Origin of the sequence: Amycolatopsis sp. DG1A-15b (assembly GCF_030285645.1) — a bacterium.
GTDB lineage: Bacteria > Actinomycetota > Actinomycetes > Mycobacteriales > Pseudonocardiaceae > Amycolatopsis.
The window spans coordinates 3,703,875-3,727,266 of the sequence record NZ_CP127296.1 but is presented as its reverse complement, the minus strand read 5'-3'; the positions used below and the strand labels follow the sequence as shown (position 1 = coordinate 3,727,266).

Genomic DNA, 23,392 nt, shown 5'->3' with positions numbered 1-23,392 from the left:
GGCAGCAGTGCTCGACCTGGCATTCTCCACGGAGGACCTGGCGCACACCCGGTTCGCGTTCTCCCCGGCCTGGGAGATCGTGGCGAGCGTCCGCGTCCTGAACCAGCCGGGGCAGCACGCCCTGCACCTGCCGTGGATCAAGCGCGCCACCGCGGCGCTGGCCGGCGACGGCCTCGACATCGGGTTCCTGCGCGACCTCGTCCCGCTGCGGCACCTGCCCGGGTTCCTGGCCGGGACGCCGTCGACGCCGCTGCCCGAACTGGCCGACGAGCTCGCCGACCTGCGGGACGTGCCCGCCCGCCTGGTCCGGCGGGAGCTCGACGCGATGGCCGGGCCGCGCTCGCCCGCATTGACCCGTCTGCACCGCGAGCCGGAGGCGGGCCTGGAGCGGCTCGCGACGCTGATGGAGCGCTACTGGCACCTCGTGCTGGCTCCCGACTGGCCGCGGATCCGCGCGCTGCTCGAAGCCGACGTGCTGTACCGGTCCCGGCTGCTGGCCCAGGGCGGAGCCGCCGAGCTGTTCAACGACCTCACCCCGCTGGTCCGCTGGCAGGGTGGCACGCTCACGGTCGCGCACCGGCACCTGCACGCCGCCGTCCCGCTCGACGGGCGCGGCCTCGTGCTGGTGCCCTCGGCGTTCGTCTGGCCGCGGGTGTTCTCCAAGACCGACCCGCGCTGGCAGCCGGTGCTGCGCTACCCGCCGCGCGGGATCGCCACGCTGTGGGAGACCGGGACGGCCACCGCGCCCGGCGCGCTGGCCGCCGTGGTGGGCCGCGGCCGCGCGATGCTGCTGGCCGAACTGGCCGCGCCGGCGTCCACCGCGGAACTGGCCCGCCGGACCGGGCTGAGCGCCGGGGCGGTGTCGCAGCACCTCGGCGTGCTCAAGGCCGCGGCCCTGGTCAACCGGCATCGTGCCGGACGTCACGTGCTCTACGTGCGCACTTCGCTCGCGGAGTCCCTGGTCGCGGGCGCCGGTGAAGTGGACTGCTGAGATACCCGCGTACTGGCCTGCTTCAAGGGTCCACCGCCGACCTACGCTCGGACTCGTCCACCCCTGAACCGTGTCGAAAGGTCTCGTCGTGTCCGAGCAGCAGCCCGCCCCCTCCAGCGGCACCGTCCAGTCCGTCACCGGCACCGCCAAGGTGAAGCGCGGCATGGCCGAGATGCTCAAGGGCGGCGTGATCATGGACGTGGTCACCGCCGAGCAGGCGAAGATCGCCGAAGACGCCGGCGCGGTCGCGGTGATGGCCCTCGAGCGCGTGCCCGCCGACATCCGCGCCCAGGGCGGCGTCGCCCGGATGAGCGACCCCGACCTGATCGACGGCATCATCGAGGCCGTCTCGATCCCGGTGATGGCCAAGGCCCGCATCGGCCACTTCGTCGAGGCGCAGGTCCTGCAGTCCCTCGGCGTGGACTACGTCGACGAGTCCGAGGTCCTCACCCCGGCCGACTACGCCAACCACATCGACAAGTGGGCCTTCACCGTCCCCTTCGTCTGCGGCGCGACCAACCTCGGCGAGGCGCTGCGGCGGATCACCGAGGGCGCGGCGATGATCCGCTCCAAGGGCGAGGCCGGCACCGGCGACGTCTCCAACGCCACCACGCACATGCGGCAGATCCGCGGCGAGATCCGCAAGCTGACCTCGCTGCCCGAGGACGAGCTGTTCGTCGCGGCCAAGGAGCTGCAGGCGCCGTACGAGCTGGTGCGCGAGGTGGCGCAGGCCGGGAAGCTGCCGGTGGTGCTGTTCACCGCGGGCGGGATCGCCACCCCGGCCGACGCGGCGATGATGATGCAGCTCGGCGCCGAGGGTGTGTTCGTCGGCTCGGGCATCTTCAAGTCCGGCAACCCGGCCCAGCGCGCCGCGGCGATCGTCAAGGCGACGACGTTCTACGACGACCCGGACGTCCTCGCGAAGGTCTCGCGCGGCCTGGGCGAAGCGATGGTCGGCATCAACGTCGAAGAGCTGCCGGAGCCGCACCGCCTCGCCGAGCGCGGCTGGTAAAGCCACACCGGTCGGCGTAGGCCCCGTGGCGGTTCGCCACGGGGCCTTTTCCTGCTCGGACGGGAATCTCGCCGATCAGCGGCCGGCGAGTCGAACGGCCACTCTCGGTTCCGGATCGTGATGCTGCGCCAGCAGCCGGCGGCGGACCGGGCACGGTGGCCGGCCGAGATCCTTCCGGCCGTCCTGCCCGGCTGCCCGGCGGCGGGTTCCTGGCCTGGTGGTTCGGCGCAAGCGGTGGCACCGGCAACGTCGCGGCCGCAGCGACGGCCTGGTGGTGCTCGCCGACCTCAAGCGCCCGACGAGTCCGGTCCGCCAGCACGGAGCGGTTTACCGGGTTCGGCACCAGCACCGGCAACGGCCCCTGGGCGACCCGGCCTGGCGTGGCAGGGGATGCCGTTCGAGGACTTCGCACGCTCAGAGTCGCGACCGGCACCGTCCAGCGCGAGACTCCTGGCTGCGGCAGCCGGCCGTGGAAAGGGGCTCAGCCGATGAAGAACGCGGTGGAGGAGAAGTGGGTTCGTCGCTTCCGCGACGACGACGGGTGCGAGACGAAACTGGTCTGCTTCCCCCACGCCGGTGCAGTGGCGGGTGCGTATCGCACCTGGCCGGCGGGACTGCCGTCGGATATCGGCGTCCTGGCTGTCCGGTACCCCGGCCGGGAGGATCGGTTCGACGACCCGTTCCCGCCCGGGCTGGAAGCCCTCGCGGAGGACATCGCCGACGCGCTCGGCGAGCTGGCACGGCACCGGATCGTGCTGTTCGGCCACTGTTTCGGGGCCACGGTGGCGCACGAGGTGGCGTTGCGCCTGCAGGACCGGGGTAGTTCGCCGGCCGCCCTGTGCGTGTCCGGGACGCAGCCGCCGCACGCCCTGCCCGGCGGCACGGTGCCCAGCGCGGACGAGGACATCATCGCGCACGTCGTGGGCCTGGATGCGAGCCGCGCCGAAGCCTTCGAGAACCCGGGCATGAGAGAAGCCGTGCTCCCGGCGGTCCGCGGCGATTACCGCTTGGTGGCGGGCTATTCCGGTGGCTCGCGGCCGCCGCTGGCCTGCCCCGTCTACGCGTACGCCGGCGAGGACGACTCCGAGGTGACCCCTGCGGAGATAGCGCGCTGGGCGGACCTGACGAACGGCGCCTTCCGGCTCCGGGTGCTGCCCGGCGGGCACTTCTACCTCAAACCCCAGGAGGCCGCGCTGCTCGCGGACCTCACCGGCGTACTGGAGACCGTGCGGTCCGGTACGACGACCGCCTGAGCCGGCCGGAGAACCGCACGAAACCAACCGGAGAGGTGCACTTCATGGCAGACGCGGCAAGTGTTCAGCAGGTGGACGAGCAACCTCGTCTCCTCGGTCTCGTCCGTTCGGCTTGGCGGGACACCCTCGGCTACGACACCCCCGACGACGACACGAGTTTCTTCGACGCGGGCGGCGACTCGTTCGTCCTCATCTCCCTCATCGCGAAGATGGCGAAGAGCTCGGGAATCACGATCACGCCCGTCGACGTCCTCCGGGCCCCCACGATCCGGGCACAGGCGGCCTTGCTCGACCGGATGAGAGCCGACGGCCGTGGCGAAGCCGAGGCGGGGCGGGCTGATGGAAACCCTTGAGGGCCCGGACGAGCACACGGTCGAACTGTGGGCGCAAAGACTGGCGAAGGTGCCGACGGTCCTGGAGGTGCCGTCGGGCAAACGCCGGCCACCGCCCGCGCCCGCATCCGGTCGCCGGCAGCCCATCGAGCTGTCCGCGCGAACCGAGGCGTTGCTCCGCGAGCTATCGCGCACGGCGAACGTACCGCCGTCCTCCGTTCTCTTCGCCGCGTTCGGTCTCACGCTGGCCAGGCTGACCGGGGTGCGCACCTTGCTGGTCGGTGTCGGCGATCCCGCCGACCCGATCCCGGTGCGCCTCGACATCGACGACGATCTGACGCCGGAAGCGTTCACCCGCCGGGTACGCGAATCGCTGGCGTGGAGCCTGGACCGGGACGGCTTTCCCCTCGACGACGTCGTCACGCGGCTGGGCGTCGAGCGGTCCGGGCGCAGTCACCCCCTGGTCCAGGTCTTCGTGGCACTGCCTGGCCGGCCCGGCGCGCAGGCGCCGGCCGCCGGACCCCGGTTCGACATCGCCGTGCGGTTGGAGGACACCGGCGGGTCGTTCGCCGACTGCGCGGCGGACCTGTGGGAGGAAGACGAGGCACAGCGGTTCTTCCAGGATTGTTCGGCCGCCGCGGAACAACTCGCCGAGGCACTGGTGGCGGCCGGGCCGCGGGTGACGCTGGCGGACATCCGGTGCCTCTCCGCCCGGTCACGGGCGATCCTTGACACCATCAACGACACCGGTGTCGTCCTCCCCGGCTCGTCGGTGGACCAGCTCTTCCGCGACGCGGCGGACCGGTGGCCGTCCGCGGTGGCCGTGCGCGACGCGGATTCGGTGCTGACCTATGCCGAGCTGGCCGTCGCCGTGGCGGAGCAGGCCCGGCTGCTGCGCGCGGCCGGCGTCGGAGAAGGCGACACCGTGCTGATCGCGGTTCCGCGGTCGGTCGCGGAGGTGGTGGCCGTGCTGGGCACGCTCTGGGTGGGCGCCGCCTATTTCGGGGCCGACCTGGCTCAGCCCGCATCGCACACCGCGAGGATCTTGGCCAAGGCCCGCCCGGCCGCCGCGATCGCGGCCGGCGACGCGGCCGGCCGGCTCGGCGTGCCGCTGATCGGTTCCTGGCACCGGGGATGGGAGGTCGGTGGCGAGGCGGCGGCGCCCGTCCAGCCCGATCCCGACCGGCTGGCGTATGTCGCCTTCACGTCGGGCTCGACCGGTGCGCCGAAGGGAGTGGCGATACCCCACCGCGGCGTGCTCCGGCTGGTCCACGACGGCAAGCACCTGGCGCTGGGCCCGGGCGAGCGCTCCCTTCGCCTGGCGCCCCTGGCTTTCGACGCGTCCACACTGGAGATCTGGGGCACCCTGCTGACGGGGGCGACGCTGGAGATCTGCCCACCGGACGTGCTGCTGCCGAACGAGATCGGCGCTTTCCTCGAGGAGCGCCGGGTCACCGTGGCGTTTCTCACGGCGGGCCTCTTCGGGCTGGTGCACGAATTCGCGAGCCGGTCGTTCGCCGGCTTGCGCCACCTCATGACCGGTGGTGACGTGGTGCCGCACGAGCACGTCAAGCAGGCGCTGGCGGAAAACCCGGGTCTCGTCATCACGAACTGCTACGGTCCCACCGAGAACACGGTCGTCACGACGTCCTGTTCGGTGCGCGAATCCGCGGACGTCGACGGGCCGCTGCCCATCGGTTCGCCGATCCGGGGAACGCAGGTGCACGTCCTGGACCACCGCGGGAGACTGCTGATGCCCGGTGCCGTCGGAGAGCTGTACACGGCCGGAGCGGGTCTCGCCTCGGGCTACCTGAACGACCGGGCGGAGACGGATCGGGCGTTCGGGTTCTTCTCCCCGGACGTTCCGGCCCGGCTGTACCGCACCGGTGACCTGGTTCGTCTCGACGGGGCCGGCCGGCTCCACTTCCTGGGACGGGCGGACGACCAGGTCAAGGTCCGCGGCTTCCGCATCGAGCTGTCCGCGATCGCTGAGGTGCTGCGCGCCCAGGACGGAGTCGAGGAGTCGTTCGTGACGGTCACGGAAGGCGACAGCACCGACAAGAGGCTCGTCGCCGCCGTCCGGCTCACGCCGGGAGCGGCGGTCACGCCGGTGGGCCTGCGCGACCGCCTGCGGGACGAACTGCCGTCGTACATGGTCCCCGCCCTCTGGGCGGTCGTGGATCAGTTGCCCATCACGACGACCGGGAAGATCGATCGACGCCGGCTGGTGGCCGCCGCCCGGCCCGTCGGCTGGTTCGCCAAGCAGGGCCGGCGGGCCGCTTGACCGGCTGCCGGCCCGCGCCGCCTCGGCGGCGCAGGCCGGCAGCCGTGCTTCTCAAGCGTGGTAGCCGTCCAGCCGGGACAAGACGTACAGCATGACCTCGTCGGCGCCGCCGCCGATCGACCACACGGGACTGTCCCGGAAGTACCGGGCGGTCCACATCTCCTCCATGTACCCGATGGCCCCGTGGAACTGCAGGCACGTCGCGGAGATCTCGCGGGCCAGGCGGCCCGCCTCCAGCTTCCCGACGGTCGCGAACCGGTTTACGTCCTCGCCGCGGATGTAGGCCTCCGCGGCCGCGTAGTTGTAGTGCCGCAGGACGTCCAGCCGCGCACTCAGCTCGGCCAGCGTGAAGGCGAGGTGCTGGTTGCCGATCAGTGGTTTGCCGAAGACCTTGCGGGTCTTCAGGTAGTCCGCGGTCCGGGTGAGGGCTGTCTCCATGCCGCCGACCGCCGCGTAGCTCAGGGCGAGGCGCTCGTTCTGGAACTGGCTCATCTGCTGGTAGAAACCGAGATCGATCTCGCCGATCGTGTTGGCGACCGGGACCCGCGCGTCGGTGAACGTCAGCTCGGCGGTGTCGGAGGAGCGCATGCCGAGCTTGTCGAGCTTGCGGGAGACCCGGAAGCCCGGGGTGTCCGCCGGGACGATGATCTGCGAGAGACCGACGCCGCCGCCGGCGCCGCCGGTGGGCTTGTCGGATGTGCGGGCCAGCAGGCAGATCCAGTCCGCCTGGGTGCCGTTGGTGACGTAGGCCTTCGAGCCGTTGATCACCCAGTCGTCACCGTCGCGCACCGCACGGGTCGTCAAGGCGGTCACGTCGGAGCCGGTATCGGGCTCGGTCACCGCGACCGCGCAGACCGCCTCGCCGTTGAGCGCGGGGACCAGGTACCGCTGCTTGAGTTCCTCGCTGCCGTACCGGTGCAGCGACGGGGTCGCCATATCCGTCTGGATGCCGATACCCAGGGCCACGCCGGCGGGTCCGACGCGGCCGAGTTCCTCGTGCAGGATCACCGTGCAGAGGTGGTCCGCGCCCTGGCCGCCGTACGCCGGGTCGTACTCGAGGCCGAGCAGGCCGAGCTCGGCCAGTTTCGGGAACAGCTCGTGCGCGGGGAAGCTCCCGTTCGCTTCCCATTCGTCGGCGTACGGCCCGATTTCCTTTTCGGAGAACTCGCGGACCAGCTTGCGGAGCGCGACGTGCTCGGCGGTGAAGGTGACCATTTTCGCTCCGGTGGCTTCAGAGGAGGGCGAGCAGCTTCGGCGTGTAGAGGGCGTCCGGGGGCACTATCCCGGCCACCGTGTCGAGGTAGGTCGCGACGAGTTCCGGATCGGACTGCACGGCCCGCAGGAGGGCGAGCCGCTGCTGGTGGGCCGGAGCCAGCCGGGCGACGCCGAGCGTGGCCTGGTAGCCGGGGGTGAGGGTCGCGTCCCGCTCTTCGGCGAACCGGGCGAGGGCGGCGTCGAGCTGCGCGGGATCGCCGCCGAGCGCGCATCCCACCTCGGTCACCAGGATTTCCGCCTGCCGGAACGCGTCGCTGATGCCGCGCGCGGTGATGGAGTCCTTGTGGTGCCCGGCGTCGCCGGCGAGTACCCAGCCGGGCCCCGTCGCCTGCCGGAAGAAGTTCTGCTGGTCGCCGCTGCCGTGCAGGCGCTCCGCGGGCTCCCGGCCCCGCAGCCGCTCGTACAGCGCGGGCGCGGTGGCGCGGATCTGCTCCTCGTAGGCCCGGCGCGCGTTGGTGCGGACCTCCGCGAACCGGGACTGAGGGAAGTACGCCTGCACGATGGTCGCGTCGTCGTTGGTGCGCACGGCGGCCACCCAGCCGCCGGGCCGCTCGTACAGCTCCACGCCGTCGGCGGGCACCTCGGGCCAGTAGGTGTGGTAGGCGCAGGTCATGAGCGGGTCCTGCACGCGGTACGGCGCCCCCACCAGCCGGGCGACGGTGGAGCGCATGCCGTCCGCGCCCACCACCAGACGCGCGTCTTCGGTGAAGGTCCGGCCCCCGTGCCGGCCTTCGACCCCGACGACCCGGCCCGTCCCGTCCCACCGCAGCCCGGTCACCCGGCAGCGGTCGCGGAACTCGGCCCCGGCCTCGACGGCCGCGTCCACCAGCAACGCGTCCAGAACACGGCGCCGCGGGGCGAACTTCGCCCGCTGTCCCGCCACGCCGCCGGCGCGCCCGTCGATGTGGACGTCGGCGATCTCGTAGACGGTTCGCTCCAGCGGCGGGCAGCCCGACGCGCGGACGTGGTCCAGCACTCCCCAGCGGGCGAGGGCCGCGATCCCGGGCTGGTGGACGAGATGTGTGGAGAGGGTGTCGGAGCCGTACGCCGACTTGTCGAGCAGGAGCACCCGGTGGCCCGCGCGGGCCAGCAACAGGGCGGTGGGCGCACCGGCGCAGCGCGCCCCGACCACGATGACGTCGTACATGCGGCTGCCTCACAACGAACGTCGGCGAGCCCCTGGCTCGCGAGGGACGGGAACGGCGGGCGCGGCGAGGGCGGATGGCTGGTCCGCATCGGCGTCGCGACCGGTGCCAACTTATGGGGGAAAGCGTCGGCGGACCCACTTCGACCGTGCTCTTCGGCCGCCGTCCCGAAACCGGTGCCGGTTCAGATGTATTCGGAGATCTCGACGCCGTACGTGCCCGGTTCGAGGGCTTCGAAGATGTGCGGGACGTCGCCGGGGTAGCAGATGTAGTCGCCGGGCAGGAGCTCCTCCGGGGCGTCCATGACGCCGATGCGGGCCCGGCCGGCACAGAGCACGATGTGCTCGACCACCCCGGTCATGTGCGGATCGGAGCGCCGGGGCGTGCCCGGCTCGCCGCGGACGACGTAGATGTCGCGGCGGGCGCCGGTGGGGCAGGCCGACAGGAGCGTGCACGCGTAGTCGGCGTGCTCGGCGAAGACCGTCGGTCCCTTGCCCGCGCGGACCACCCTGACTTTGGGCCGTTCCGGTTCGACGAGCCGGGAAAAGGGTACGTCGAGAGCGACGCCGAGGGCCCAGAGCGTCTCGACGCTCGGGTTGCCGGTGCCCGACTCGAGCTGCGAGAGCGTCGACTTGGCCAGGCCGGCGCGGCGTGCGACCTCGGTCAGGGAAAGCCCTGCGCGGGTCCGTTCGCGGCGCAGCGACGCCGCGATGATCTCCAGCGGCGCCCCGGTGGCTTCCTGAGACATGCTGTTCGCTCCATCGGTCTGTTTGTTCGTCTTGACGAACACGCGGGCCTGTGTTCACCATAGAACACATGCGTTCGATATGGCGAACACTCGATCGGGGCCTCGCCCGTGACATCGGCCTGGTCTGTCTCGCCGATTGTCTCGTGGGGGTTTCCTACGGCGCCATCGCGGTGAGCTCCGGCTTCCCGCTGTGGCTGCCGATGCTGATGTCGGTGGTGGTCTTCGCCGGCGCGTCGCAGTTCATGTTCATCGGCATCGTCGCCGCGGGCGGCAACCCGTTCGCGGCGGTGCTGGCCGGCCTGCTGGCCAACGCGCGGCACCTGCCGTTCGGCTTCGCGATCGGCGACGCGGTGGGACGGCGCCGGGTCACCCGCGCGTTCGGCAGCCACCTGATGAGCGACGAGACGGTGGCGTTCGCGATGGCCCAGGACGAAGCCCCGCGCCGCCGCGCGGCCTACTGGGCGTGCGGGCTGGGGATCTTCGTCTTCTGGAACACCGGTGTCCTGGTCGGCGCGTACGCCGGGACGGCGATCAGCGACACCGACGCGTTCGGCCTGGACGCGGCGTTCCCGGCGGTGCTTCTGGCCCTGGTCCTGCCCTCGCTGCGCGACAAGGCGGCCCGGCTGCCGGTGCTGATCGGGGTGCTGGTCGCCCTGGCCGCGACGCCGTTCCTGCCGGCGGGCCTGCCGGTGCTGCTCGCGCTGGCGGGGGTGGTCGCGGGGATCGCGGCCAAGGAGCCCGAGCTGGAGGAGGCACGCTGATGGACGGGACGGAACTGCTGATCGCCACGGGGGTGCTGGCGCTCGGGACGTTCGCGTTCCGGTTCGCGGGGCCGGCACTGCGCAGCCGCGTGAAGCTCACGCCGAAGGCCGAGCGGCTGATGGCCCTGGCGGCGGTGGTGCTGCTGGCGGCGCTGGTCGCGGTCAGCGCACTGACCGAGGGACACGGGTTCGCGGGCATCGCCCGGCCGGCGGGGGTCCTGGTGGCGGGGGTGCTGGCGTGGCGGAAGGCCCCGTTCGCGCTGGTGGTGGTGGCCGCCGCGGCGACGGCGGCGTTGCTGAGGCTGGCCGGAGTGCCCTGACCGGGGTGGGGGCGCCAGGCGCTTGTTGTCCGGTGGCCGGCGCACGAAGGCGACCTTCGGTGCGTTGAGCGCACCCAAGGCCACCTCGAGGCGCCCGAGGCGCGCTCGGCGGAGCGCGCCTGACCTGCCGGTACGCCGCCCGGCTCGTACGTCTAGGCTGGTGGGAAGGTCTTTCGGGAGGTCGGGTGTCGTCGGAACCGGTCATCGGTGTGCTCGCCATGCAGGGTGCCGTGCGCGAGCACGTCGCGATGCTGGCCGAAGCGGGCGCGCGGGCGGTGCCGGTCCGGCGGGCCGGTGAGCTGTCCGAAGTGGACGGTTTGGTGCTGCCCGGTGGCGAGTCCACCACCATGTCGCGGCTGCTGGAGAGCTTCGAGCTGCTGGAACCCCTCCGAGCGCGGATCGCCGAGGGGCTGCCGGCCTTCGGCTCGTGCGCCGGGATGATCCTGCTGGCGCGGCAGACCCTCGACGGGCGGCCCGACCAGCAGCAGCTCGGCGGCCTGGACGTCGTCGTCCGGCGCAACGCCTTCGGCAGGCAGGTCGACTCGTTCGAGGCGGACCTCGACTTCGCCCAGGTCGGCGGCGGGCCGGTGCACGCCGTGTTCATCCGCGCTCCCTGGGTCGAGAAGGCCGGGGACGGCGTCGAGGTGCTGGCCACGGTCGGCGGCGTGCCCGGCGTGGACGAGGAGACCGCTAGGATCGTCGCGGTCCGGCAAGGGGCGGTGCTGGCGACCGCGTTCCACCCGGAACTCACGCCCGACGTGCGGGTGCACCGGCTGTTCGTCGACCTCGTGCGAAAGGCCGGCTGAGACGCGGTGCCCGGCCGGGGTACGGAACAGATGGAGGAGAGATGAGCGGCCACTCCAAGTGGGCCACCACGAAACACAAGAAGGCCAACCTCGACGCGAAGCGCGGCAAGCTCTTCGCGCGGTTGATCAAGAACATCGAGGTGGCCGCCCGCACGGGCACCGGTGGTGGCGACCCGGATGGCAACCCGACGCTCTACGACGCCATCCAGAAGGCGAAGAAGAACTCGGTCCCGCAGGACAACATCGAGCGCGCCCGCAAGCGCGGCGCCGGTGAAGAGGCCGGCGGCGCCGACTGGCAGGACATCACGTACGAGGGCTACGGCCCCAACGGCGTGGCGGTGCTGATCGAGTGCCTCACCGACAACAAGAACCGCGCCGCGATGGAGGTCCGCACCGCGCTCACGCGCAACAACGGCTCCCTCGCCGACCCGGGGTCGGTCGCCTACATGTTCAACCGCAAGGGCGTGGTGATCATGCCGAAGGGCGACGCCACCGAGGACGACGTCCTCATGGCGGTGCTCGACGCCGGCGCCGAAGAGGTCAACGACCTCGACGAGAGCTTCGAAATCGTCTGCGAGGGCGGCGACCTGGTGCCGGTGCGCAAGGCGCTCCAGGAGGCCGGGTTCGAGTACGAGTCGGCGGAGCTCACCTTCCTCCCGACGGTCAACGTCCCCCTCGACGCGGACGGCGCGAAGAAGGTCTTCAAGCTGATCGACGCCCTCGAAGACTGCGACGACGTCCAGAACGTCTACGCGAACTTCGACGTTTCCGACGAGGTGCTCGCCGAAGTCGGCTGAGTTTTCCCCTGCACCGCAACGCTTTCGTGCCCGGGCCGGAAACTTTCCGGCCCGGGCACTGGGCTGGAGGCGGGCGGTCAGGCAGAATGTGCGCCGTGACCTCGACGACCCCCGCCGCCGCTGCCGCCGACATCACCGCCGAACTGTCCGCGGAAGAACTGCGCCTCATCGAATGGATCGAGGGGCAGGCGAAGGAGCGCGGCAACGCCGTCATCAACGTCGCCGCCGACGACGAGGGGGCCGGGTACAGCTTCACCGCCTGCGCGTGGGCGCTGCACAACGTGCCGGAGGCCGTCGTGGTCGGGCTGCCCGGCCAGATGGGGCAGGTGCTGCTCGACGCCTACGTCGACCGCGCCGCCAACGGCGAGATCTTCGAGGTCGGCAGGCGCTACGACGACTTCTTCGAAGGCGTCCCGGTGGTCCTCGAGCGCGTCAACAAGGGGCATTACCCCGAGTACTTCGGCACGGCGTTCCTCATCTACCCGGACGGCGACTTCCCGGCGCTGCAGCTGATCGTCGCGACCCCGGAGGGCAAGTTCCCCTGGCACCCGGACGCGCCCGAGGGGTTCGCGCGGTGGCAGCTGGTGCTGACCGAGAGCGGCGTCCCGGAGAGCTGGACCCCCGGCGTCGACGGCCCCTAGAACTTCCGCAGGTCGGCGGCCGCTTCCGGGTACTCCAGCGCCAGGTCGGCCGCGGCCGCGAACTCCACGCAGTCGTCGGCGTAGGGCGGCACCACGACCGTGCCCAGCAGGCTCCACGCGCCGCACGTGACGGTGGCCTGCCACGTCCCGGCCGGCACCACGACCTGCGGGCGTTCCCCGGCGGCGACGTCGGTCCCCAGCACCGGCCGCTCGACCGAGCCGTCGGGGTGCAGCAGCAGCATCGCCGCGGGCGCGCCGGCGTGGTGGGCGTAGACCTCGACCCGGTCCAGGCGGTGCGGGGCGGAGGACTCCGGCGCGACGAGCAGGTAGTAGATCGCCGAGCCGGTCTCCGACCGCCAGCTCTGCGCCCACCGCCCGCCTTCGACGGGCAACGGCTGGAGGCCCAGGTGGGTGACGAAATCCGATGGCTCCGGCATGTCACCCATCCTGCCGCAGACGCGCCCAGTAGCCTGCAAGCTCGAACTGGTGTTCGCGGCGGGAAGGAATGCGGGTGCGCGTGCTCGGGGTCGACCCCGGTCTGACCAGGTGCGGCCTGGGGGTGGTCGACGGCGGCAAGGGCCGGGCCGTCCGCTGCGTCGCCGTCGACGTCGTGCGGACGCCGGCGGACGCCGACCTGGCGCACCGCCTGCTCGGCATCTCCGACGAGGTCGAGCGGTGGATGGACAAGTACAGGCCGGCCGCGGTCGCCGTCGAACGCGTCTTCGCCCAGCACAACGTCCGCACCGCGATGGGCACCGCGCAGGCCGGTGGCGTGGTCGCGCTCGCCGCCGCCCGCCGGGGCCTGCCGGTCGTGTTCCACACCCCGAGCGAGGTCAAGGCCGCCGTCAGCGGGTCCGGCCGGGCCGACAAGGCGCAGGTCACGGCCATGGTGATGCGCCTGCTCAACCTCGAGGTCGCCCCGCACCCGGCCGACGCCGCGGACGCCCTCGCCCTGGCCATCTGCCACCTCTGGCGGGAGCCGATGCGGGCCCGGCTCGCCGAGGCCGAAGCCCGCGCGGCCGAGATGGCCCGCACGCACAAAGCCCGCCTCGCCGCGGCGGCGAAACAGGCGAAACAAGCGAAGAACCCAGGAGCAGCACGATGATCTCGTCGGTACGCGGAGAAGTCCTGTCGGTCGGCCTCGACCACGTCGTGGTCGAGGTCGGCGGGGTCGGCTTCGCCGTGCAGGCCACCCCGGCGACGCTGGCGACCCTGCGCCGCGGCGAAGAGGCCCGGTTGCACACCGCGCTGGTCGTCCGCGAGGACTCGCTGACGTTGTTCGGCTTCGCCGACGCCGACGCCCGGGAGCTGTTCGGGCTGCTGCAGACGGTGTCCGGGATCGGGCCGCGGCTCGCACTGGCCACCCTCGCCGTGCTCGACCCCGGCAAGCTGCGGGCCGCGCTGGTCGAAGGCAACATCACCGTGCTCACCTCGGTGCCCGGCATCGGCCGCAAGGGCGCCGAACGGCTCACCCTCGAACTGCGCGACAAGGTCACCGCACTCGGCGGCACCGGCGACGCGCCCGCCGTCACCGCCCCCGGCGCCCTGCGTGCCGAGGTCGTCGAGGCGCTGGCCGGGCTCGGGTTCCCGGCCAAGCAGGCCGAGCAGGCCGTGGACAAGGTCCTCGCCGACGGCGACGGCCACACCACGGCCAGCGTGCTGCGCGCCGCCCTGGCCACCCTCGGCCGGAAGCGGTAGGCGCGGGCATGGAGTATGAAGCCGTGGAGGAAGAAGAAGCCCTCTCGGCGTGGGCCCAGACCGGCGAAGAGAACGTCGAAGGCACGCTGCGGCCGCGCAAGCTCGACGAGTTCGTCGGCCAGCCGCGCGTGCGCGAGCAGCTGGAGCTGGTGCTGGAGAGCGCGCGCCGCCGCGGCGTGCCGCCCGATCACGTCCTGCTGTCCGGGCCGCCCGGCCTGGGCAAGACGTCGATGGCGATGATCGTCGCGGCCGAGCTGGGCGCGGCCATCCGGATCACCTCCGGCCCGGCCCTCGAGCGGGCCGGCGACCTCGCCGCGATGCTGTCCAACCTCGCGCCCGGCGACGTCCTGTTCATCGACGAGATCCACCGGATCGCCCGTCCCGCCGAGGAGATGCTCTACCTCGCGATGGAGGACTTCCGGGTCGACGTCGTCGTCGGCAAGGGCCCGGGCGCCACCAGCATCCCGCTGGAAATCGCCCCGTTCACGCTGGTCGGCGCGACCACCCGGTCCGGCTCGCTGACCGGCCCGCTGCGGGACCGCTTCGGCTTCACCGGCCAGATGGAGTTCTACACCGACGCCGAGCTGGAGCTGGTCGTCCGCCGGGCCGCGACGATCCTCGACATCCCGATCGACCGCGACGGCTGCGCCGAGATCGCCGGCCGCTCGCGGGGCACGCCCCGGATCGCGAACCGGCTGCTGCGGCGCGTCCGCGACTACGCCGAGGTCCGCGCCGACGGCAAGGTGACCCTCGAAGTCGCCCGCGCCGCGCTGGCCGTCTACGACGTCGACGAGCTGGGTCTCGACCGGCTCGACCGGGCCGTGCTCACCGCGCTGACCAGGTCGTTCGGCGGCGGGCCGGTGGGTATTTCGACGCTGGCGGTCGCCGTGGGGGAGGAGGCGACCACCGTGGAAGAGGTCTGCGAGCCCTACCTCGTGCGCGCCGGTATGCTCGCCCGCACCCCGCGCGGCCGCGTCGCGACCGCGACCGCGTGGGAACACCTCGGCATGGTGCCGCCCGCGGACCTCCCGGGGCGCCCGGACCAGGGCGGGCCGTCGCTGTTCGAGCAGGACTGAGTTCGAACAGGCCAAGCGGCCCGTACCGGCGGGTGGGTGCTGGCGTCCGCGCTGGTACCTGGCACACTCGACAGGAGCACATACCCAAAAACCGGACATTTCGGCTGGGCCCGGGTGTCCGTCGAACGGAGAATCATGCAACAGCTATTGCTGCCCCTGCTGCTCGTGCTCGTCCTCGCCGTGCCGCTGGTGATGAGCACGCGAAAGCAGAAGAAGCAGCAGGCCGCGCAGCAGGACCTGCAGAGCAGCCTGGCGCCCGGTGACCGCGTGATGACCACGTCCGGTCTGTACGGCACCGTCGCCGACGCTTCGGGCGACAACACGATCGACATCGAGATCGCCCCGGGTGTCGTCACCACCTGGCTGCGGCTGGCCGTCCGCGAGAAGGTCGAGCCGGTCGTCGAGACCGAAGAGGACTCCGTCGACGAGGTGGCGGAGGCCCCCGCCGAGGAGCCGTCGATCATCGAGTCGTCCTCCGGCATCAAGGCCGACGAGCCGCAGACCACCGCGCAGGTGGCCCCGCCGCTGGAGCACGGCAAGAAGTAGCCTTCCGCGGCACTCCTGGGCGGGAGCGGGGAATCCCGACGAAAGTCGGTACGGCCTCGCACGCCGGGCTCACGCAGCACCGAGTAGTGTCTCGGTGCTGCGTGCGTGTCCGCCGTCATACCCGTGCCCGGGAGTGAATCGCACACGGTCGGTGAATGCACACAGTCCCTCCCGGTAACCCTCCGGGCGGGCACCGCAACGTGGGGGTCCACCCCGTCCGAGGAGACCGAAGCACCGTGGCAGCTTCAGCCGGGCATCTCCGCCCGGGACGCTATCTCGCCCTGTTCGCCCTGATCGTGATCGTCTTGTACGCGCTGGTGTTCCTCACCGGCAACCACAAGCCGACCCCGAAGCTGGGCATCGACCTGCAGGGCGGCACCCGGGTCACGCTGACCGCCCGCACTCCCGACGGGGGCCAGCCGACCCGCGAATCCCTGAACCAGGCGCGCCAGATCATCGAACGGCGCGTCAACGGGATCGGCGTCGGCGGCACCGAGGTCCTCCTCGACGGCAACAACGTCGTCATCACGGTTCCGGGCGAGCAGGGCGACCAGGCGAAGAGCCTGGGCAAGACCGCGAAGCTGGGCTTCCGGAAGGTCGTCTCGGCCGCCACCCAGCCGGTGGTGCCGCCACAGACCGCGCCGCCCGCCACGACCCCGCCCACGTCGGGCGCCCCGAGCAGTTCGACGCCGCCGTCGTCTTCGGGCGCGCCGGCAGCGACCTCCGGTGCCCCGACCAGCAAACCCGGTGGCGGTGGCACCCCGGGCGCGGCGCTCGCGCAGCAGCAGAGCACCACGCGGGCCGCGCCGAGCGGCAGCACCCCGCCGCCGCCCGCGTCGAGCCAGGCACCGGCGACTCCAGCCCCGTCGGACGGCTCGGTCGACGCCGAGACCGCGAAGGAGATCCAGGCGGCCAAGGCCCTCCGGCAGAACCCGCAGCTGATCGGCGCCGACGGCCAGCCGAACCAGGAGCTCGTCTCGAAGGCGATGGCGGCGCTCACCTGCGCGCCGAACGCCAAGGACCCGCTCGAGGGCAACGACGACCCGAAGCTGCCGCTGGTCGCCTGCGGTGACCACGACACGTACAAGTACCTGATGGAGCCGGAGTTCCTGCCGGGCACCGAGATCGCGGACGCGAACTCCAGCTACAACTCGCAGAACGGCCAGTGGGTGGTGAACCTCAGCTTCAAGAGCGAGGGCACCAAGATCTGGGCGGACTTCACGACGAAGAACGTCAACCAGCAGGCCGCGTTCGTGCTCGACACGCAGGTCGTGTCCGCGCCGAACATCCAGGTCGCGATCGTCGACGGCAACACCCAGATCACCGGCAAGTTCACCCAGTCCGAGGCGAAGGACCTCTCGGACATCCTCAAGTACGGCTCGCTGCCGCTGTCGTTCGCGTCCTCGGACGCGACCACGGTGTCGGCCACCCTCGGCCTTGCTTCGCTGCAGGCCGGCCTGATCGCCGGCGGCATCGGCCTGCTGGTGGTCTTCATCTACTGCTTGTTCTACTACCGCCTGCTCGGCGTGCTCACCATCCTGTCGCTGGCGCTGTCCGGCGCGCTGGTGTTCGCGGTGCTGGTGCTGCTCGGCCGCTGGATCGGCTACACGCTGGACCTCGCGGGCATCGCCGGCCTGATCATCGCCATCGGGATCACGGCGGACTCGTTCGTCATCTACTTCGAACGGCTCAAAGACGAAATCCGGGAGGGCCGGACGTTCCGGTCCGCGGTGCCGCGCGGCTGGGTCCGCGCCCGGCGCACCATCCTGGCTTCGGACGGCGTGAGCTTCCTGGCCGCGGCCATCCTGTACGTCATCGCGGTCGGCGACGTCCAGGGCTTCGCGTTCACCCTCGGCATGTCCACGGTGCTCGACCTGGTCGTCGTGTACCTGGTGACGCACCCGCTGGTGGCCATGGTGTCGACGTCCAAGAACGCGTTCCTGTCCAATCCGAGGAATCTGGGCCTCGGCGCCGTGCAGCAACTGGGTTCGCAGCGGAAGAAGTCGGCTTCGGTCGGCCGCGCGAACGTGAAGGAGGCCTGACGTGGGGGTCGAAGAACTGGGTACGGACGCCGAAGGCAACGCCAAGGTGGCGGCGAAGCCCGGCAAGAGGGAAAGCGTCTTCCACCGGCTGTACGTGGGCACCGGCGCGTTCGACGTCGTCGGCAAGCGCAAGCGCTGGTACATCTTCTTCGCGGCCCTGGTGCTGGTGTGCCTCGCGTCGATGATCTTCCGCGGCTTCAACATCGGCATCGAGTTCGAGGGCGGCACGCAGATCCAGATGCCGGCCAACGGCATCCACGGCGTGATCACCGAGGACCAGGCCAAGCAGTCGTTCCAGAAGGCCCTCGGCCACCCGGCCGCGGAGACGCAGAAGGTCGGCACGGGTGCCGCGTCGACCATCCAGATCCGCACCGACACGCTGAACGCGGCCGACGTCGCCAAGCTCAAGCAGGGGCTGTTCCAGGACCTGGGCCCCAAGGGCACCAACGGCCAGCCCAGCGTCCAGGCGATCAGCGACAGCGCGGTGAGCGCGTCGTGGGGCGGGGAGATCTCGCAGAAGGCGCTGATCGCGCTCGCGGTGTTCCTCGTCGCGGTGGTCATCTTCCTGGCGATCTACTTCGACGCGCGGATGGCCGTGGCGGCGCTGGTCTCGCTGCTGCACGACATCCTGGTGACGGCCGGTGTGTACTCGCTGGTCGGCTTCGAGGTCACCCCGGCGACCGTGATCGGCCTGCTGACCATCCTCGGGTTCTCGCTCTACGACACGGTGGTGGTGTTCGACAAGGTCCGCGAGAACACCCGCGGCCTGCTCGGGCTGACCCGCCGCACGTACGCCGAGGCCGCGAACCTCGCGCTGAACCAGACCCTGATGCGGTCGTTCAACACGGCGTTCATCGCGCTGCTGCCGATCCTCGGCCTGCTGATCGTCGGGTACGTGCTGCTCGGCTCGGGCACGCTGCAGGACCTGGCGCTGGTGCAGCTCACCGGTACCCTCGTCGGCGTCCTGTCGTCGGTCGCGCTGGCCACGCCGCTGCTGGTCGACCTGAAGATGCGCGACCCGAAGTACGCGCAGCAGGCCGAGCGGGTCCGGCAGCGCCGGGTCAGCCAGGAGCGCAAGGCCGCGGGCGAGGACTTCGACGCCTCGGACGACGACGCGTTGGCGAAGGAACTGCGCAAGGAGAAGGCGTACGCGGCCGCGGCCGGCGTCCCCGCCCGGATCCAGAAGCAGCGCCCGGCCGGCAAGCCCGCGGGCAAGCGGAAGCGCTGACGTGCAGCTCGACGACGCTCTCGGCCTGATCGCCGAGGTGCCGGACTTCCCCGAGCCCGGCGTCCTGTTCCGCGACCTGAGCCCGCTGTTCGCGGACGCGGGTGCGTTCAAAGCGGTGACCGACGCGCTGGCGGGCACCCTCGACGACGGAGTCGAGGCGCTCGCCGGCGTGGAAGCCCGCGGCTTCCTCCTCGCCGCGGCCGTCGGGTACGCCCGCGGCCTCGGCGTGGTGCTGATCCGCAAGCCCGGCAAGCTGCCCCTGGTGGCGGGCCGCGTCGACTACGCCCTGGAGTACGGCACGGCGACGGTGGAGCTCCCGGCCGGCGTGGTCAAGCCGGGCCAGCGGATCGCGGTCCTCGACGACGTCCTGGCCACGGGCGGCACGGTCGCGGCCACGGGCAAGCTCCTGGAGGACGCGGGCGCGGTGGTCGACAGCGTGTCGGTCGTCCTGGAACTGGCCGCCCTGGGCGGCCGACAGGTCCTCGGCGACCGGAAGGTCCACGCCCTGCAGGTCTGCTGACCCGTCACCCGCGTGATCCAGCCCGGAACTCACGTGATTGAAGCCGGATCTCACGTGATTGATGCCGGAACTCACGAGTTCCGGCTTCAATCACGCCGGTGACGGCCCGGATCACGCGAGTGACGGGTTCCGCCGGGCCGGACACCGGTGAACCGGCTGGTCCCGGCGCCTGCGTCACCCTGAACGGGCGCACCCGGCGGGGCCGCTGGGCGCAACGGCTACCCTGGTGGTCCGAAGGCCGCACGAGCAGCAGGAGGTGCGGGTGAGCCAGGAGCTCGACGCCGCGGTGCCCGCGAAGCAGGGCGCCCAGCAGAACGGGCAGGCGGCGGCAACGCCCGCGCCGCCGAAGCCGAACGGCGCGGCGCCGAACCCGTCCGCCACCCGGCGGGTCCGGGCGCGGCTCGCCCGGCGGATCACCGCGCAGCGCGCCGCCCCGGTCAAGCAGGTCCTCGAACCCCTGGCCGTCATCCACCGCGAGCTCCACCCCAACGCCGACCTCGGGCTGCTCCAGCGCGCCTACGACGTCGCCGAGGAGCTGCACCGCAACCAGCGGCGCAAGTCCGGCGACCCGTACATCACCCACCCCCTGGCCGTCGCCACCATCCTCGCCGAGCTGGGCATGGACACGACCACGCTCGTCGCGGCCCTGCTGCACGACACGGTCGAGGACACCGGTTACGCCGTCGAGAGCCTGAAGGCCGACTTCGGCGAGAAGGTCGCCGAGCTGGTCGACGGCGTCACGAAGCTGGACAAGGTGCAGCTCGGCTCGTCCGCCGAAGCCGAGACCATCCGCAAGATGGTCATCGCGATGGCCAAGGACCCCCGGGTGCTGGTCATCAAGCTCGCCGACCGGCTGCACAACATGCGCACCATGCGCTTCCTGCCGCCGGAGAAGCAGGCCCGCAAGGCCCGCGAGACCCTCGAGGTGCTCGCGCCGCTGGCCCACCGCCTCGGCATGGCCACGGTCAAGTGGGAGCTGGAGGACCTCGCGTTCGCCATCCTGCAGCCCAAGAAGTACGACGAAATAGTGCGCCTGGTCGCCGACCGCGCGCCCTCGCGCGACATCTACCTGCGCTCGGTCATCACGGACCTGACCAGCAACCTCGTCTCGTCGCGGATCACCGCGAAGGTCGAAGGCCGGCCGAAGCACTACTACTCGATCCACCAGAAGATGATCGTCCGCGGCCGCGACCTGGACGACATCCACGACCTGGTCGGCGTGCGGATCCTGGTCGAGGACGTCCGAGACTGCTACGCGGCGATGGGTGTCGTGCACGCGCTGTGGCAGCCGGTGCCCGGCCGGTTCAAGGACTACATCGCGCAGCCGCGCTTCGGCGTCTACCAGTCGCTGCACACGACGGTGATCGGCCCGGACGGCAAGCCCCTCGAGGTGCAGATCCGCACCTACGAGATGCACCGCACCGCCGAGTACGGCATCGCCGCGCACTGGCGCTACAAGGAAACCAAGGGCACCCACTCCGGCAACGGCGTGGACGTCGACGAGATGGCGTGGATGCGCCAGCTCCTCGACTGGCAGCGGGAGGCGGCGGACCCGGGCGACTTCCTCGAGTCGCTGCGCTACGAACTGGCCTCCCGTGAGATCTTCGTGTTCACGCCGAAGGGCGACGTGATCACGCTCCCGGTCGAGTCCACGCCGGTCGACTTCGCCTACGCCGTGCACACCGAGGTCGGCCACCGGTGCATCGGTGCCCGCGTCAACGGCCGCCTGGTCGCGCTCGAACGCAAGCTGGAAAACGGCGAAGTCGTCGAGATCTTCACGTCGAAGGCCGAGAACGCCGGGCCGTCGCGGGACTGGCTGCAGTTCGCCGGCTCGCCGAAGGCGCGCGCCAAGATCCGGCAGTGGTTCGCCAAGGAACGCCGCGACGAGGCGATCGAAGGCGGCAAGGAAGCCATCACCAAGGAGATCCGCAAGGTCGGCCTGCCGATCCAGCGGCTGGTCTCCGCGGAGTCGATGGGCGCGGTGGCCACCGAGCTGCGCCACGCCGACATCTCGTCGCTGTACGCGGCGGTCGGCGAGGGTCACACGAGCGCGAAGCACGTCGTGCAGCGCCTGGTCGCGCTGATCGGTGGCGTCGACGCCGCGGAGGAGGAGCTCGCCGAGCGCGCGACGCCGTCCACGGTGACCCGCCGCCGCGGCTCCAACGACGTCGGCGTGGTGGTCAAGGGCGCCAGCGACGTCTGGGCGAAGCTCGCCCGCTGCTGCACCCCGGTGCCGGGCGACGAGATCCTCGGGTTCGTGACCCGCGGCGGCGGCGTTTCGGTGCACCGCACCGACTGCACGAACGCCGGTGACCTGCAGTCCCAGCCCGAGCGGCTGGTCGAGGTCGAGTGGGCGCCCTCGGCGTCTTCGGTGTTCCTGGTGGCCATCCAGGTCGAGGCGCTCGACCGGCACCGCCTGCTCTCGGACGTGACCAAGGTGCTGGCCGACGAGAAGGTCAACATCCTGTCGGCGTCGGTCACCACGTCCCGCGACCGGGTCGCGGTCAGCCGCTTCTCGTTCGAGATGGGCGACCCCAAGCACCTCGGCCACGTCCTCAAGGTGGTGCGCGGCGTGGAAGGCGTCTACGACGTCTACCGCGTGACGTCGGCTTCCTGAGGCTGCCACGACCCGTCGACCGGGATGCCCGCGGCCGCGGCGATCCGGTCGCGGGACTCGAGCAGCCGCGCGCGCAGGGCGGGGAGGTCAAGGCCGAGCAGCCTGCCGTCGCGCTTGACCGCCTCTCCGGCGACGAAGACGCTGTCGACCAGGCCGGGGTGACCGGCGCTGACGATCGTGCCGATGGCGTCGCCCACCGGGAAGACCGCCGGGTCCTCGGCGTCGAGCAGGACCAGGTCGGCGTCCTTGCCGACGGTGATGCTGCCGGTCCGGGCACCGAGCCCGCAGGTCCGGGCACCGTCCACAGTGGCGAACGAGAGGACGTCCCGGGTCGTGACGGCGCCGCGCTCGGCCGCCAGCGCGGTGCGCATGGCGGAGAACATGTCGCCGCCGGCGGACGGGCAGTCGTCGACCGACAGCGACGGGCGGATCCCGGCCGCCAGCGCGCGGCCGGTGATGAGCGGTTCGAAGCCCATCTTCAGCTCGACGTCCGGGCTGACCGACACCGAGCCGCCCACGTCGGCCAGCATCGCCAGCTGGTCGTCGGAGAGCCCGTTGCCGTGGACGACGGTCGTGCGGTCGCCGAGCAGGCCGTGCTCGTGCATCCAGGCGATCGGCCGGTCGCCCCGCGGCCAGCCGCCGGTGCCGTGGACGTGCACGCTCATCCGGAGGTCCAGTTCCCGCGCCAGTGCGACATCCGCGGTGGTTTCGTCCAATGTGGACATCACCGGGCCGCGCAGGCCGAGTGCCATGTCTTCGCCCGGGAGCAGGGCCCGCACCCGCCGGATCTCCGGCGCGATGTCCGGACCCGCGGCGCCGTAGCAGAAGATCGAGCGGCCCGGCGCGTCACGCAGCGCCTGGATCGCGGCGTCGGCGTTCTCGGGGCGGTCGGCGCGGTGGAACCAGTCGAGCAGGGTGGTGACGCCCGAGTTCAGCGCTTCGATCCGGCCGAGCAGGTTGCCCAGGTACACGTCTTCCGGGCGGTAGTGCGGCCCGAGCGTGCCGTGCACGGCGACGCGGTACTGGCCGAACGTCCAGTCGGCACCGAGACCGCGGAACGCGGTCTGCCAGGTGTGCCGGTGGGTGTCCACGAAGCCGGGCATGACGATCTTGCCGCTCGCGTCGACGACTTCGGCCCCGGCCGCGTCCAGGTCCGGGCCGATCGCGGCGATCCGGCCGTCTTCGATGAGCACGTCCGCGCGGGGGAGTGTCCCGACCGCCGGATCCATGCTGACCACCAAGCCACCGCGCACAAGCTTGTCCATGGGTGTCCTTCCCCAAGAGTTGATACGTCAACTCT

23 protein-coding genes are annotated in these 23,392 nt (G+C 71.6%); 18 read left to right on the top strand and 5 right to left on the bottom strand.

All coding sequences use genetic code 11. The features are described from left to right. Positions 1–7 precede the first annotated feature (7 nt). The 5 genes from QRY02_RS16865 to QRY02_RS16845 all read left to right on the top strand — a co-directional run bounded on the left by QRY02_RS16865 (position 8) and on the right by QRY02_RS16845 (position 5,872). On the top strand, positions 8–991 hold the full coding sequence (locus tag QRY02_RS16865) for an ArsR/SmtB family transcription factor (RefSeq protein ID WP_285992475.1): 984 nt from the start codon (positions 8–10) through the stop codon (positions 989–991). 88 nt (positions 992–1,079) lie between these two features. Continuing rightward, entirely contained in the window at positions 1,080–2,003 is a 924-nt protein-coding gene (pdxS, locus tag QRY02_RS16860) for a pyridoxal 5'-phosphate synthase lyase subunit PdxS (protein WP_285992474.1), read from the top strand. Positions 2,004–2,491: 488 nt separating this feature from the next. After that, positions 2,492–3,256, top strand: coding sequence for a thioesterase II family protein (locus QRY02_RS16855; RefSeq protein ID WP_285992473.1), 765 nt, complete (start codon positions 2,492–2,494; stop codon positions 3,254–3,256). Positions 3,257–3,300: 44 nt separating this feature from the next. After that, positions 3,301–3,609, top strand: coding sequence for an acyl carrier protein (locus tag QRY02_RS16850; protein WP_285992472.1), 309 nt, complete (start codon positions 3,301–3,303; stop codon positions 3,607–3,609). Continuing rightward, entirely contained in the window at positions 3,596–5,872 is a 2,277-nt protein-coding gene (locus QRY02_RS16845; protein WP_285992471.1) for an amino acid adenylation domain-containing protein, read from the top strand. Before QRY02_RS16850 ends, QRY02_RS16845 begins: the two co-directional genes overlap by 14 nt. Before the next feature lie 51 nt (positions 5,873–5,923). Here the strand turns inward: QRY02_RS16845 and QRY02_RS16840 are convergent, their stop codons facing one another. From QRY02_RS16840 to QRY02_RS16830, 3 genes are all read right to left on the bottom strand, one after another. Further along, on the bottom strand, positions 5,924–7,087 hold the full coding sequence (locus QRY02_RS16840; RefSeq protein WP_285992470.1) for an acyl-CoA dehydrogenase family protein: 1,164 nt from the start codon (positions 7,085–7,087) through the stop codon (positions 5,924–5,926). 16 nt (positions 7,088–7,103) lie between these two features. After that, complete coding sequence (locus tag QRY02_RS16835) at positions 7,104–8,294, bottom strand: FAD-dependent oxidoreductase (protein WP_285992469.1); 1,191 nt, start codon at positions 8,292–8,294, stop codon at positions 7,104–7,106. A gap of 182 nt (positions 8,295–8,476) precedes the next feature. Then, positions 8,477–9,040, bottom strand: coding sequence for a helix-turn-helix domain-containing protein (locus QRY02_RS16830; RefSeq protein WP_285992468.1), 564 nt, complete (start codon positions 9,038–9,040; stop codon positions 8,477–8,479). A gap of 68 nt (positions 9,041–9,108) precedes the next feature. Here QRY02_RS16830 and QRY02_RS16825 point away from each other — a divergent pair, with 68 nt between their 5' ends. The 5 genes from QRY02_RS16825 to QRY02_RS16805 all read left to right on the top strand — a co-directional run bounded on the left by QRY02_RS16825 (position 9,109) and on the right by QRY02_RS16805 (position 12,365). Next, positions 9,109–9,801, top strand: a complete 693-nt coding sequence (locus QRY02_RS16825; RefSeq protein WP_285992467.1) for an AzlC family ABC transporter permease — start codon at positions 9,109–9,111, stop codon at positions 9,799–9,801. After that, complete coding sequence (locus QRY02_RS16820; protein ID WP_285992466.1) at positions 9,801–10,121, top strand: AzlD domain-containing protein; 321 nt, start codon at positions 9,801–9,803, stop codon at positions 10,119–10,121. The genes QRY02_RS16825 and QRY02_RS16820 overlap by 1 nt, the downstream gene beginning before the upstream one ends. Positions 10,122–10,306: 185 nt before the next feature. Next, positions 10,307–10,927 (top strand): pyridoxal 5'-phosphate synthase glutaminase subunit PdxT, encoded by a 621-nt coding sequence (gene pdxT / locus QRY02_RS16815; RefSeq protein ID WP_285992465.1) that lies wholly within the window; start codon positions 10,307–10,309, stop codon positions 10,925–10,927. 41 nt (positions 10,928–10,968) lie between these two features. After that, positions 10,969–11,724: a YebC/PmpR family DNA-binding transcriptional regulator gene (locus tag QRY02_RS16810; protein ID WP_086841514.1), complete on the top strand. Its 756-nt coding sequence runs from the start codon at positions 10,969–10,971 to the stop codon at positions 11,722–11,724. A gap of 86 nt (positions 11,725–11,810) precedes the next feature. Continuing rightward, positions 11,811–12,365 (top strand): DUF4262 domain-containing protein, encoded by a 555-nt coding sequence (locus tag QRY02_RS16805; RefSeq protein WP_285992464.1) that lies wholly within the window; start codon positions 11,811–11,813, stop codon positions 12,363–12,365. Here the strand turns inward: QRY02_RS16805 and QRY02_RS16800 are convergent. Further along, positions 12,362–12,802 (bottom strand): cupin domain-containing protein, encoded by a 441-nt coding sequence (locus tag QRY02_RS16800; RefSeq protein ID WP_285992463.1) that lies wholly within the window; start codon positions 12,800–12,802, stop codon positions 12,362–12,364. The two genes, QRY02_RS16805 and QRY02_RS16800, sit on opposite strands and share 4 nt — an antisense overlap. A gap of 74 nt (positions 12,803–12,876) precedes the next feature. On the opposite strand from QRY02_RS16800, the gene ruvC reads away from it, so the two are divergent. The 8 genes from ruvC (at position 12,877) to QRY02_RS16760 (ending at position 22,092) form a co-directional block, all read left to right on the top strand. Then, the gene (gene ruvC / locus QRY02_RS16795) at positions 12,877–13,470 is read left to right on the top strand and encodes a crossover junction endodeoxyribonuclease RuvC (RefSeq protein WP_285992462.1); all 594 of its coding nucleotides are present in this window, start codon (positions 12,877–12,879) and stop codon (positions 13,468–13,470) included. Further along, the gene (ruvA, locus tag QRY02_RS16790; RefSeq protein ID WP_285992461.1) at positions 13,467–14,063 is read left to right on the top strand and encodes a Holliday junction branch migration protein RuvA; all 597 of its coding nucleotides are present in this window, start codon (positions 13,467–13,469) and stop codon (positions 14,061–14,063) included. The genes ruvC and ruvA overlap by 4 nt, the downstream gene beginning before the upstream one ends. A gap of 8 nt (positions 14,064–14,071) precedes the next feature. Continuing rightward, on the top strand, positions 14,072–15,139 hold the full coding sequence (gene ruvB / locus QRY02_RS16785; RefSeq protein WP_285992460.1) for a Holliday junction branch migration DNA helicase RuvB: 1,068 nt from the start codon (positions 14,072–14,074) through the stop codon (positions 15,137–15,139). A gap of 135 nt (positions 15,140–15,274) precedes the next feature. Then, on the top strand, positions 15,275–15,685 hold the full coding sequence (yajC, locus tag QRY02_RS16780) for a preprotein translocase subunit YajC (protein WP_285992459.1): 411 nt from the start codon (positions 15,275–15,277) through the stop codon (positions 15,683–15,685). Positions 15,686–15,921: 236 nt separating this feature from the next. Then, positions 15,922–17,727, top strand: coding sequence for a protein translocase subunit SecD (gene secD, locus QRY02_RS16775; RefSeq protein ID WP_285992458.1), 1,806 nt, complete (start codon positions 15,922–15,924; stop codon positions 17,725–17,727). A gap of 1 nt (position 17,728) precedes the next feature. Further along, complete coding sequence (secF, locus tag QRY02_RS16770; RefSeq protein WP_285992457.1) at positions 17,729–18,955, top strand: protein translocase subunit SecF; 1,227 nt, start codon at positions 17,729–17,731, stop codon at positions 18,953–18,955. A gap of 1 nt (position 18,956) precedes the next feature. After that, positions 18,957–19,475 (top strand): adenine phosphoribosyltransferase, encoded by a 519-nt coding sequence (locus QRY02_RS16765; RefSeq protein ID WP_285992456.1) that lies wholly within the window; start codon positions 18,957–18,959, stop codon positions 19,473–19,475. A gap of 262 nt (positions 19,476–19,737) precedes the next feature. Next, positions 19,738–22,092 carry a RelA/SpoT family protein gene (locus QRY02_RS16760; RefSeq protein ID WP_285992455.1) on the top strand — a complete coding sequence of 785 codons (2,355 nt, stop codon included), beginning with the start codon at positions 19,738–19,740 and terminating at the stop codon, positions 22,090–22,092. On the opposite strand, the gene QRY02_RS16755 is transcribed toward QRY02_RS16760, so the two are convergent. Further along, a complete protein-coding gene (locus QRY02_RS16755; RefSeq protein WP_285992454.1) occupies positions 22,068–23,357 on the bottom strand; it encodes an amidohydrolase family protein in 1,290 nt (429 codons plus the stop codon). The genes QRY02_RS16760 and QRY02_RS16755 overlap by 25 nt on opposite strands. Positions 23,358–23,392 lie beyond the last annotated feature (35 nt).